Genomic DNA, 12620 nt, shown 5'->3' on the forward strand with positions numbered 1-12620 from the left:
GACAAAAAGGAAGTAGATTTCGATATCATATCATTAAATATTACCCCCATGAAATTAATAAAAAAAATTAGTTTGTTATTGATAGTGATGACAGGCTTAGGAACTTATGCGCAAGAATTTGAAGCAAATCTCCAACTTAGACCCCGTTTCGAATACAGAAATGGTTATAAAAGCCCAATATCAAATGCTGATGATGCGACTTCTTTTATATCCCAGCGTTCCCGTTTGAATTTGAACTTCAAACAAGAAAAACTTCAAACAAAGTTGAGCCTGCAAAATATACGTACTTGGGGTGATGTTGCCACAACTACCACAGCCGATAAAAACGGAATTGCTGTTTTTGAGGCTTGGGCTCAATATGATTTTGATTCTAATTGGAGCGCACGCTTAGGCCGTCAGATAATCTCCTATGATAATCAACGAATCTTTGGTGAAATTGATTGGGCACAACAGGGACAAAGCCATGATGCAGTGGTTTTTTCTTTTCATCCAAAAAATCATAAATTGGATTTGGGATTTGCATTGAATGCGGATAAAGAAAATCTAGTGCTTCCATCTACGGTCTATACCACCAATTATAAATCAATGCAATATGCTTGGTATCATACTCAGTTTAGCAAGTTAAATATGAGTGTACTATTGTTGAATACGGGCTATGAATATGCAAAGACAGTTACAGATTTAAAAGTCGATTACAAACAGACTTTTGGTACTTATCTATCGTATAAAGAAAATAAATGGGATACTAATTTAGGATTGTATGCCCAAACTGGAAAAAGTAATGGTAACAATTTGAGTGCTTGGTATCTGGGAGCTAATTTAGGTTATGTTCTTACATCAGAATTTAAAATGGTACTGGGATATGAATTTCTTTCGGGTAAAGATCAAGATGATAATACAAGTGATAATAAATCATTCAGTCCTCTTTTTGGAACTAATCACGGATTCAATGGGTTTATGGATTATTTCTATGTGGGTAATCACTTGAATAGTGTGGGTTTGCAAGATGCTTATTTGAAACTAAATTATAATATTGATAAATGGCAGTTGGCTTTAATTCCGCATGTTTTCCATGCTCCTAATAGTGTTTTAGATTCGTTTAGTAATAAAATGCACAGTTATTTAGGCACCGAGATTGATTTTTCAGTCGGTTATACCGTTCAAAAAGATATTGTCGCTTCGGCAGGCTATTCTCAAATGTTTGCATCATCAACTTTAGAAAGAGTAAAGAATGTTACTAATCCATCAAATAACAATAATTGGGCATGGGTAATGATTTCATTTAATCCAAAACTATTTGCTACAAAATAGATGTATTTTTAGTTTTGGACATGCTAACTTAGCCGACACAATAAGTTAAGAATAAATCTTAATTTTAACTTATGAAAAAAGTCCGTAAAATTTATGATTCAAGTTTTAAAGAACAGGCAGTTCAACTGAGCTATGACAGAACCAATGTTTCAGAGCTTGCAAGAGAATTAGGTATAACAGCCCCACAATTATATAAATGGCGCAAAGAATTTGAGACCTTTGGAGAAGGAAGTTTTCCTGGAAAAGGAAATTTAAAACAAACTCCAGAGCAAGCAAAAATTCATGAATTAGAGAAAAAGCTCAAAGATGCAGAGTTGGAACGCGATATATTAAAAAAAGCAATCGGCATTTTTTCCAAGAGCGGTCGATGAAATACTGTTTCATTAAAAAGAATGAAAAAATATTTCCGATTGAAAAAATGTGTCGTGTTTTAGAAATCAGTACAGGAAGTTTTTATCGCTGGAGAAGAGCAAATATAACAATTGCTCAAAAAAGGATAATTGCTTTAAAAGAACAGATAAAGAAAATTTATTTTGAGTCCAAACAACGCTATGGAAGTCCCAGAGTAGCAATAGAACTCCAGTGTTTAGGATATCAAATATCCAGAATAACGGTAGCTAAGTATATGAAAGTTCTTGGCTTAAAAAGCAAGCTCAGCAGGAAGTTTAAAGTAACAACAAACTCTAATCACAATTATCTAACGGTTGATAACATATTAAACAGAGAGTTCGTTGTCAATAAACCTTCAAAAGCTTGGGTTTCGGATATCACTTACATTCAAACCAAAGAAGGTTTTCTTTATTTGACAACCATTATGGATTTGTACGACCGAAAAATTATTGGCTGGAGCTTAAGTAACGGAATGAGCACTGAACAAACAAGTCTTGGTGCTTGGAAAATGGCAGTCAAAAACAGAAATATTGAGCAAGGTTTAATTTTTCACTCCGATAGAGGTGTTCAATATGCTGCAAATTCCAGTGATATTGACCACCCAATTCCAATTTAAAGTGAGCACCTGATTCCAATTCAAAATGACCACCTAATTCCGGAGCAAAATGACCACCTCCATTTTTCATTAAAAACTACTTTTTTTCATCTGTTAATTAGTATTCAAATATACTTAAATATTAGCTTTTGTTTATGCCCCTTTTTTTTCTCATAGATTCTCCGTGCAATTCGATTCGGTGAGATTGATGTATCAGCCTATCCAAAATTGCATCAGCTATTGTTTTTTCTCCAATGATGTCATACCAGCCTTGCACTGGGATTTGTGATGTTACAATTATAGAACCATTATTATGTCTGTCTTCAATGATCTCTAAAAGGGTAATTCGGTTATGACTATCTAATGCTTGGAGTCCAAAATCGTCCAGTATAATAACATCTTGCCGTTCTATTCTTGCCAGTTCTCGAAGATAAGAACCATCTGCTTTGGCCATTTTTAATTTAGCAAACAACTTTGAAGTATTAAAATAACTTACCTTAAAACCCTGTATACAGGCTTGATAACCTAATGCTGTACCTAAATAACTCTTACCTACACCAGTACTTCCTGTGATTAAAATGTTTTCGTTTTTCTCTACAAATTCGCATTCTGCCAGACGTAGCACCATGTTTCGATCCAGATTACGGGTTTGGTCAAAATTGATACTTTCAATATTTGATTTGTAATGGAATCGGGCATTTTTGATACTGCGTTCAATGCGACGATTATGCCTTTCATCCCATTCGGCATCAATAAGCATCGATACAAACTGATCAAGTGTGTAATGGTCAGTTTTCCCGCTTTCAATGGCGGTTTTAAAAGCATTATGCATACCATAAAGCTTCATTTGTTTCATTTTTGTTACTGTGGATTGCTACGCCTGTTCGCTTACGCTCGGGTCATTCATGATTATTGGGTTTTAATTTAATTATAATACTGTTTTCCTCTGATGTTGCCGTGAACAGGGAGTTCCTGCTCGGGTTCTTGTTCAAAATCAATGTGGTCTAGGTTGTTTTCTAAAATATTTTGTATGGTCTTAAAATTGTAAATTTTAAAATCAAGTGCCCGTTTACAGGCATTTATTAATCGCCGCTTGCCTACCTTTTTCTCGAAGTTTAGTATTCCCAGACAACTTTTATAGGCTTGTTCGGGGTGGTTTCTGCTTTCGATTATTTGCAAAATATATTCTCCTACGGATTCATCAATACTACTGGCCCAATCAATGAAGCGGGCAGCGCTCCATTGGGCTACAAATTGGTGGGTACTGGCTAAATGTTCTGGGGTTGTGGTATAGACATAAGGTTTGTAATTCCTCGGATGAATGGCTATTCGATTGTATTTGTAATAGATCTCTACCGTTGATTTGGTATACAAGAGTTTCGCTTTTTTCTTTACATATTGATACGGAACACTATAGTAATTTTTGTCTTGACTTAATTGGACATGTCCGTTTTGCATCACCGTTGCAAAGGATTGGTATTTGATTTCAAAGCGTTCTTGTGGTAGTGGGCGTAGTTTTTGTTTCTCATCTTCTAAAAACAATTCTTTACGGGAGTAAGGACGTCCTGTGAGTTTTCGACTATTATGAGCATCTAATAAATCCCATATCTGCTGGTTTAATTCTTCTAGAGAAAAGAATTTGGTTTCTTTTAGAGTTACGTAAATCCTTCTGTACAATATCTTTACCGCACCTTCAACCAATGATTTATCCCTTGGTTTATAAGCCCTGGCAGGTAAGATTGTGGTTTGATAATATTCCGCTAAATCAGCCAGGGTTTCATTGATTGTTGGCTCAAAACGACTGCTTTTTATCACTGCAGATTTTAAATTATCGGGAACAATTGCCGCAGGAGTACCTTCAAAAAAACGCATGGCATTTTCTACCGAAGTAACAAAATCTTCCTTTTGTTGGCTCATGGAAGCTTCTGCATAGGTATATTGGCTGGCTCCCAATATGGCTACAAAAAACTGTACTTCTTTGATTTCTCCGGTATCTTTATCAATGATGGAGAGTGTTTTTCCGGCATAATCCACATACATTTTATCACCGGCTTTGTGATTCATATGCATTACAGGATTGACTCGTTTACCCCATACTTTGTAATGATGAGCAAATTGCGAACTCCTGTAACCATCGGGGTTTACGGCAATATATTGCTCCCACATATGTTGTACGGTAACGCCAACTTTCTTTAGTTCACGTTCCATTTTAGGGAAAAAATCGTATAGGATCTGCAATTTGGGACTAATGGATTCCACAGTAGTCTGTGAAAACAAAAGTTCTAGTTCTGTATCTGTTTTTCTATCAATTAATTCAAAGTTTAATCCGAGAACTTCAAATAAAGAAATATACTTCTTTACCGTATTCCTGGAAAGGGATAAGTAGCTACTTATAAACAACTTACTCTTTCCTTCACAATAGAATTTAATTACTTTTCTAATTTTACTCATGTCTGTTATTTTGTTTGCCATAATCCGTATTTTTTTAACGAATGTATGGTGCTAACAACATGAAAAAGTCAGTAGTTTTTAATAATCAATTTACCCCAAAATTAGGTGGTCAATTTGAACTGGAAAGTGGTGGTCAGTTTGCTCCGGAACTGGTGGTCAATTTACACTGGAAAGTGGTGGTCAATTTGACCGGTTTTTCCACATTAAGCAAGAATATAGGTTTAATATCATTTAATACAGGAGAATTATTTGGAGAGTATGGTAAATTCCGTTTTGGTTTCAAAGGAGTTTCATTTGTGACAGGATTAATGGATGGTACAAAAAATGGTTATGTAGTAGCTGATATACTATTAGGTCATCCAATTTATGAGAATGATGTTCGTTTTTTTATAGATAAATTAAATACTATAAAACAATTTGAAAAATCATCGAGGTTAATTCCTTTTCTAATTGTTGATGATGTTGATGGCGAAGCATTAGCTTTATTAAAGAAAAACGGTATTGTCGTTGGTTTTATAAAAGAACTATTTGGAGAAAAATATGCTGAAACTTTAAAAGAATTAGTTAGTATTTTAAATAATGCAGGTGCAAGTTTAAAACAAACTCCAGAAAAATATTTAGATTTAATTAAACAGCTTAAGAAATTTAATGAAGGTCTTGCTAATAATATTAAAGGAACATTATTCGAATTTGTTATAGGACACATTCATTCAACTACATGTCAGTCATTAGATTTAGGTAGAGAAATAGTTGACGAAACGGGTAAACATGAACTTGATGTTATAAGTGTTTATACTGATAAAATTGTAATATCAGAATGCAAAGCAACAAATTCCAAAATAGATTTAAAAGCAATTGAAAAATGGGATGGCAAAAAACTACCTGCTTTTTTCAAATGGATAAAAAGTATAGAAGTTTATAAAGAAAAAGATATTGTATTTGAATATTGGTCAACAAATGGTTTTACCGAAGATGCTTTAATAAGATTGAAACACCTATCTGAAACTTCAAAGCGTTTTAAAGTCTTTTATTATGATGGCGATGATTTAAAAGTAAAAGCAAAACAAATGAAGAATAAAAAACTAAAAGAAGCCGTTGATAATTTTTTCCTTAAAACAATTTAAATGTCTGAAGAATCCATTATATCAATCATCAATATATTAAATAGAAATCCCAATTATAAAAACTGTATCAAACATTTAATAAGTAAAAATGTTGATTTTGCTCATATTTGGATTGAAAACTCAAGACTCAAGCATAGTCCCAAGCCATTTTTTTTAATCAAAAAAGATACTAAGTATGTTGGTGCTGTTTTGGACATGAAAATAGATTTACATTGGGTTATCTTACCAGAACATCGTAAAAATGGCTATTTAACAACTGCTTTAAAAGAAGCTATAATACCATATTTATTTAGTGTTGTCGAAAGAGAAGAATTAAAGATATCAATTAATGGATTAGAAATAGGTAATGAAAACTATGATAATTCTTTGAGTACAGCTTTGAAAGTTGGCTTTAAAAAAGTAGATGATACAACCTATATTTTAGAAGAAAGAGATTTTGATTTTTCAAATGAAGAATTAGATATAAAATATAAGGGTTTAGCAGATGATGAAATAGAAGGTATTTGTAAAGAACTTAATGCAATTGCTAAAAAGGTTAGTATTATTAATTCTAAAATAGAATTATCTATGGGGCAATCTCCTTCTACTTATATGAAACCTTCATTAGATGATATGAGTTATAAGCTGAGTTACTTTACAACTCTAATTGATGATATAAAACACGATTATATTCAAGATAATTAAACTAACTACACTACTTAGACTTAAATAGATATGTTAAATTATAATACTAATGTATTGTTATTGTATTACATTTATATACTTTTGTAGTACTAAAAAAAACAATTATGGCTAAACCAATTAAAGAGACTCCTTTTCTTTATGGTAAAGATGCTACTACTTTCGTTCAAGATAACAAAGAAGTAAAGAAAGCAACTGAAAAAGAAAAAGAGGAAATAAAAGAAGACTACGAAACTTTAATGAGTATCGCAGAATTTGAGTACTAGTAAAGTAAAATTAATCAGGTTACAACCTGATACTGTAATATTGCCGTTTGACTGTGGAGACACAGATTTGAACGGCTTTCTTTTTGATGATGCTAAAAACTATTCGAAAGATTTAATAGCTGTTACTTACATCATACAAAACGAAGAGAAAACACTTGCCTATTTCAATTACCTTAATGATAAAATTTCTCATACTGATTTAGATGGAAATCTTGCAAAGTTTATAGAAAGAATAGGTGTAATGTTACCTAAAGAAAAAGGAGAGCATAAAAGTTATCCAGCAGTAAAGATTGGTAGATTGGCTGTTGATTTAGAGTATCAAAAAGGTGGCGGCTATGGTAAAATGATAATAAATTACACTAAAGGAAATTTTACCAAAAATAATAAAACGGGATGTAAATTTATTACGGTCGATGCTTATAGAAAATCACTTCAGTTTTATGAAAAAATGGGTTTTAAATATCTTTCTGGTAAAGATAAAAAGTCGGATACAAGACTAATGTATTATAATCTAGAAGCGATTACGGATTAAATCACGAGCAATCAAGCGGTCTCTCTACGGTCGTTCCCTTTGTTCCGTTCGGCTGTTCCAGTCGGTCAACCATATATTTCCATAAGAACAATTTCGGTAAATAGGCAATTTATTATTTCAATTCAATATTTAGGTTTCCCTCCGTTCCACAGACACTTTACAGCACAAAAAAATACAGCAGCTTGAAAATAAGCAGCTATATTTTTTGCGCTGTTTCGTTCCTCATCTTCACACGGTCTCTTCCTGCGTTCGGTCGGGCTTATGCATCCACAATACCGCTTCATTTCGTTACACTCCGCAGGCTACGTTTCACTACATTCCAGCCGTATTATGTCTGCCGCCCTATATTTTTTCAGCGGTTGCTCCTTCGCACAGCCATCGGGGTTGGCTCCGTTATCACTTTGCCCTAAATCAAGGATAGCCAAAGGCAGTCTTTTATTGTTTCCCCGCCGTTACACGCTCATAGCTGCTACGTTTCGCTTCGTACCTTCGCTCAACTCTCGCATCTATGGTGGCTGTTCGATTGCCGCAACCCCGCCACTGCGCTCCTCATACATTCCGCTATAATTTCGCTATCGCTACATTTTAGCTCCATTCCTTGCGGTGCTTGGGGGTGTTTGATTGCCGATTTCCATAAGAATAATACCATTCACCTAATAACGACCCTGCAATAAAAATAAATAAATAAAAAGAAAGTAAAGGTCTGCTACGGTTTCAAATAGTAAAGTTCAAGCCCTACGGGTTTTTGAAAAAATCTCCACCCTTATATTTCCAATTCATATTCCGACTTAATATTCACTTTTTAATATGCAAGAACAGTTGGGTAGTATTTTTTCAAAAAAACTTGACTTCATTTGAAACCTTCGCCGATAGGACGACTTTCTTTTTTTTCTTTTTTTCTTTTGAAAATAATAAGAAGGTAGGAGTGGATTGAAAATAAAAAAAGCCTAATCTTTCGAAAAGGCTTTGCTTAGCTAAAATAATAAATGAAGTGTGTTAAAGCCCGCTCACTTGAACTAAAGCCAACGGATTATAGGCGCCGTTTTTCAACGGATACATTTGTCCATTCACCTCTTGAAAATACTCAACCCCAACTGCCAAAAACAGCGGACTTACACTGTTTGGAGTAACCAAATTAGAGTGGTTAATAGCCGCTGTTGGAGTCATGTCCCAAGGTAAAATTGCAGTTTCCGAACTCCCAACAACAAAAGTATCTGCTTCAAAATTGATTTCAGCTCCCGCCGATATTATTTTAAAATGAGTGGTTCCACCCGGAGCCGCAATCATATTCGCAGGAAGGAATGAATCCAGATCAACTGCAATTGTTCCAGTCGCCCTGTCAATCGTTCTCTCAAAAGGAGCAAATAAACTGGTTCCTAATTTGCCTCTGATGTTAAAATCAAACCCAGTCAACAATTCAGCTTCCCCGTCGATAACGTTTCTTAGACCTCTTTCATTAGTTTGGTCAGCTTGTATCACCTTAACCATTGATTGAGTTAATCTGCTTACCATTCTGCTATCAGATGAATTCATCAATAAAGTTCGTAAAGCTATCCTTAAAGTTTTACCTGCTGTACCAGCTCTTCCAAATTCTGCTCCATTTTCACGAGTTCTTTGAAATGCAGGATCATTTTTAATTCTGTTTGCATCTAGACTGCCTTTTTCACGTGCTAAATGTCCATCTTTTGTTTTGTAAAAAGTAATATCCCCGATAGTACCTTTCAGTTTAATAATACCATTCTGTCTGGCCATGATTTCTAAAATTTAGATTGTTAATTAGTTTTAATTTTTAATCAATGACCCTATGTTTTATAAGTGTATCGCATTGATTTTAAATCAAATTTTATAAATTAAAATAGTATAACAATACAAAGTGTCACAATTAGACACATTAGGCAATAAAGGAACATTTAGCCTCTTAAAATCGATTATAGTATTGTAAATTGGTTAATGTAATAGAAAAAAAATTTTCTATTGAAGATATGAAGTAAAGAATGTTTTTAAGTGTGTTTAAAGTATAACAAAGCCAAGGCAAAGGCATAGATAAAGTATGAAAACCCAAAATAAAAGATTGTGCATTTACCCGAAGGATATAACGCTCATTACAGGCAAGAGTTATAGATATAGCGCTAGATTGTTGCAAAAAATAAGAACTGAGCTAAAAAAGGATAAAAATGAGTTTATAACAGTAGAGGAGTTCTGTCAATATACTAGTTTGAAATTGGAACAAGTAGAACGCTTCATAATTGGATGAATAATAAAAGTATCTGGAATAAGCTTTGGTACGGCAATAGATACTTTTATGAACCGCTTAGAAATAGGCGGTTTTTTTATGTTTAAAACTACTGAATTGTGGGGATAATGTGGGGATATAGTGTAAATAAAAAACCCTAACACCTTTGTTTATAAGGGTTAGGGTGATTTTCCTGCGGAGAAAGAGGGATTCGAACCCCCGGACCTGTTACAGTCAACAGTTTTCAAGACTGCCGCATTCGACCGCTCTGCCATTTCTCCAATATCTCGCTTTCATTAGCTGATTTCGAGTGCAAATATAAGGACCTTTTTCGGTTTACAAAAACAATTTTGATAAAAATTTCAACTGTTTTTTAAACTATTTTTTAATTGTTTCATTTTCTTTGTTTTAGCTGTAAAATATTTTTGAAAAATAAAACCAAATAACTTTAATAGCTTACGTATTCTGTGATTTCAAGGCCATAACCAATCATTCCAACACGCTTTCCTTGTTCCGTATTAGATACTAATCGGATTTTTGAAATATCAATATCATGTAAAATTTGAGCTCCAATTCCAAAATCTTTTTTATCAATCTTGATTTTTGGTGCTTTCATTTCACCGCTAGCTTGTAATTCTTTCAACTCAGAGATACGATTCAATAAATTGACTGACTGCATGTCTTGATTGATGAATATAACAGCTCCTTTTCCTTCTTCGTTAATTTTTTTAAACATATCGTCCAATTGCTGATCGGCATTGTTAGTCAAGGTTCCTAATAAATCGTTATTCACCTGAGAAGAGTTAATTCTTGTCAGGATTGCTTCTCCTAGGTTCCAAGTTCCTTTAGTCAAAGCAATATGGATTTGTTTGTTGGTTGTTTGCTGATAAGCTCGTAAACGAAAAGTACCAAAACGGGTATTGATATCAAAATCTTCTTTCTTTATAATCAGACTATCGTGTTGCATGCGGTAAGCCACAAGAGCTTCGATAGAAACCAATTTTAAATCAAATTTTTTAGCTACTTCGACTAATTGTGGTAAGCGAGCCATAGTTCCATCCTCATTCATGATTTCAACAATCACACCTGCCGATTTAAAACCTGCCAAACGGGCAAAGTCAATTGCAGCCTCCGTATGTCCTGTTCTTCTTAAAACACCACCTTGCTTTGCAATTAAAGGGAAAATATGTCCAGGACGTGCTAAATCGTGGGGTTTAGTATCAGTGTCTACTAATGATAAAATAGTTTTAGCTCTATCAGCGGCAGAGATTCCGGTTGTTACTCCGTTCCCTCTTAAATCTACCGACACAGTGAAGGCAGTTTCCATAGGATCGGTATTGTTACTGACCATGACGTGTAGCCCTAGTTCTTTACAACGGCTTTCGGTCAATGGGGCACAAATTAATCCACGTCCATGAGTGGCCATGAAATTGATCATTTCGGGTGTGACTTTTTCGGCGGCAGCCAAGAAATCACCTTCGTTTTCGCGATCTTCATCATCTACAACAATGATTACTTTTCCTTGACGGATATCTTCGATTGCCTCTTCTATTGTATTGAGTTGTATTGTATTCTGAACCATGATTGGTGTTTATTTTTGAGATGGAAATAGTTTTTGAAATAATTTTTGGAAAGGAGCCAAAATGACATCCATATTGATAAGTCCGATATCGTTAGTTGCTCTATAAGTCAATAATATCGCCAGTGGACTAAGAATAAAGGAAGACATCCAAGCGCCCATAAAAGGAGATAATCCGTTTTCTTGGGCAATTCTTTTTCCAAAAGTATTGATGAAATGAAAAGCAATAAAAATAAGTACGGCAAAAACAATCGGAAGTCCAAGACCGCCTTTTCTAATGATTGCACCAAGAGGCGCTCCAATGAAGAACATTAAAAAACAAGCAAAGGCAATTACAAATTTATCATAAAAAGCCAATAAGTGATTGTTGATGTTTTTCTGCTTGTTCAATAAATTGACCTTAGTACTTTCGATGGAATAACCGGTACTGACCACATTACTGTTGGCCATTTTTAGGATTTCAGACTTCTGTTCATTGGAGTACAAGGACAAAAGATTATTAGGAAGCGTTTTCTTCTTTTGTTTTTCTTCTTGTACACGAGCAACTGTATTGGTTATCCCTGTTCTTAGATTGATATTTTCCGAATAGGAGATGATCTCTGTTTTTAAATTTTTGCTTAATGAATCTAAGGTGTAGTTTAGTTCATTGGCAGTAAGCATAGTATTGGTGTTGCTAATGTCAGTATCATCAACCGTACTTGCATTTAATTGCGACAAGTCAATATTGATGGTGTATTTTTTGAAAGAGCTCTTGGCAAAAGGTAATTTGGCTCTGTCAGTATATTTCTTTGGAACAATATCCTCATAGTAATTACCGTCATTAAGGACTAATTGCAGGATACTTGATTTTTCGCTACTGATTAATTCGCCATCTTTGGCTTTAATGACTGTTTTACTGCCATCACCTATATTGGATTTTTTATGAATGGTTATGCCTGTAAGGATGTTTCCATTGTCTCCTGATTTTTTATTGACTTTGATATTATAAGCGCCTACATCACTAAATTGTCCTTCGGCTATGGCCAATGCTGGTTTTACTTGTGCAATATTTTTTCTAAAGTTGATGAACTTATATTCAGCATAAGGAATCACATTATTGGCAAATAAAAAGGCAACAAAACTTAACAAGAAGATGAATATCGTAAGACTTCTCATTGATCTTTGCAATGATATTCCAGAAGATTTCATTGCAGCAAACTCGTAGTTTTCGGCCAGATTGCCAAAAGTCATAATGGAAGCCAGTAATATCGATAAGGGCAGTACTAAGGGTATAATTCGAGGCATCGAAAACAGCAGGAACTTAATAATCATGAAGATATCCAGATCCTTGCCTGCCAGTTCTGCAATGAACAACCAAATGGTTTGAAGTATGAATATAAAAAACAAGATTACAAATACCGTAGTAAATGTAATCAGGAATGTTTTTAATAAGTATTTGTCAAGAATTTTCACCTAGGG

Annotated in this window: 11 protein-coding genes, 1 tRNA gene and 1 pseudogene; 7 read left to right on the forward strand and 6 right to left on the reverse strand. The window is 34.2% G+C overall.

Annotated elements, in window-relative coordinates; all coding sequences use genetic code 11:
• Positions 1-48: 48 nt before the first annotated feature.
• The 3 genes and pseudogenes from LNP19_RS10005 to LNP19_RS10015 all read left to right on the forward strand — a co-directional run.
• Entirely contained in the window at positions 49-1311 is a 1263-nt protein-coding gene (locus LNP19_RS10005; RefSeq protein ID WP_230061786.1) for an alginate export family protein, read from the forward strand.
• Between the two features lie 71 nt (positions 1312-1382).
• Positions 1383-1682, forward strand: a complete 300-nt coding sequence (locus LNP19_RS10010) for a transposase (RefSeq protein ID WP_230061787.1) — start codon at positions 1383-1385, stop codon at positions 1680-1682.
• Positions 1640-2284 (forward strand): annotated as a pseudogene (locus LNP19_RS10015) (IS3 family transposase); the annotation flags it as partial. The gene LNP19_RS10010 and the pseudogene LNP19_RS10015, both read left to right, overlap by 43 nt.
• 154 nt (positions 2285-2438) lie before the next feature.
• On the opposite strand, the gene istB reads toward LNP19_RS10015, so the two are convergent.
• Positions 2439-3143 carry an IS21-like element helper ATPase IstB gene (gene istB, locus LNP19_RS10020; protein WP_230061789.1) on the reverse strand — a complete coding sequence of 235 codons (705 nt, stop codon included), beginning with the start codon at positions 3141-3143 and terminating at the stop codon, positions 2439-2441.
• Positions 3144-3220: 77 nt separating this feature from the next.
• Complete coding sequence (gene istA, locus LNP19_RS10025) at positions 3221-4768, reverse strand: IS21 family transposase (protein WP_230061790.1); 1548 nt, start codon at positions 4766-4768, stop codon at positions 3221-3223.
• A gap of 38 nt (positions 4769-4806) precedes the next feature.
• Here istA and LNP19_RS10030 point away from each other — a divergent pair, with 38 nt between their 5' ends.
• From LNP19_RS10030 to LNP19_RS10045, 4 genes are all read left to right on the forward strand, one after another.
• Positions 4807-5871, forward strand: a complete 1065-nt coding sequence (locus tag LNP19_RS10030; RefSeq protein WP_230061791.1) for a hypothetical protein — start codon at positions 4807-4809, stop codon at positions 5869-5871.
• Positions 5872-6555: a GNAT family N-acetyltransferase gene (locus LNP19_RS10035; RefSeq protein WP_230061792.1), complete on the forward strand. Its 684-nt coding sequence runs from the start codon at positions 5872-5874 to the stop codon at positions 6553-6555.
• A gap of 104 nt (positions 6556-6659) precedes the next feature.
• A complete protein-coding gene (locus tag LNP19_RS10040) occupies positions 6660-6818 on the forward strand; it encodes a hypothetical protein (RefSeq protein ID WP_230061793.1) in 159 nt (52 codons plus the stop codon).
• Positions 6808-7350 (forward strand): GNAT family N-acetyltransferase, encoded by a 543-nt coding sequence (locus LNP19_RS10045; protein ID WP_230061794.1) that lies wholly within the window; start codon positions 6808-6810, stop codon positions 7348-7350. The genes LNP19_RS10040 and LNP19_RS10045 overlap by 11 nt, the downstream gene beginning before the upstream one ends.
• Positions 7351-8346: 996 nt before the next feature.
• Here the strand turns inward: LNP19_RS10045 and LNP19_RS10050 are convergent.
• The 4 genes from LNP19_RS10050 to LNP19_RS10065 all read right to left on the reverse strand — a co-directional run bounded on the left by LNP19_RS10050 (position 8347) and on the right by LNP19_RS10065 (position 12614).
• On the reverse strand, positions 8347-9102 hold the full coding sequence (locus LNP19_RS10050) for a hypothetical protein (protein ID WP_230061795.1): 756 nt from the start codon (positions 9100-9102) through the stop codon (positions 8347-8349).
• Between the two features lie 677 nt (positions 9103-9779).
• Positions 9780-9864 (reverse strand) — tRNA-Ser (locus tag LNP19_RS10055).
• A 167-nt stretch (positions 9865-10031) separates the two neighbouring features.
• On the reverse strand, positions 10032-11165 hold the full coding sequence (gene ribB / locus LNP19_RS10060) for a 3,4-dihydroxy-2-butanone-4-phosphate synthase (RefSeq protein ID WP_230061796.1): 1134 nt from the start codon (positions 11163-11165) through the stop codon (positions 10032-10034).
• A 9-nt stretch (positions 11166-11174) separates the two neighbouring features.
• Positions 11175-12614 (reverse strand): LptF/LptG family permease, encoded by a 1440-nt coding sequence (locus tag LNP19_RS10065; RefSeq protein WP_230061797.1) that lies wholly within the window; start codon positions 12612-12614, stop codon positions 11175-11177.
• Positions 12615-12620 lie beyond the last annotated feature (6 nt).

Source organism: Flavobacterium acetivorans (genome assembly GCF_020911885.1).
Classification (GTDB): domain Bacteria; phylum Bacteroidota; class Bacteroidia; order Flavobacteriales; family Flavobacteriaceae; genus Flavobacterium; species Flavobacterium acetivorans.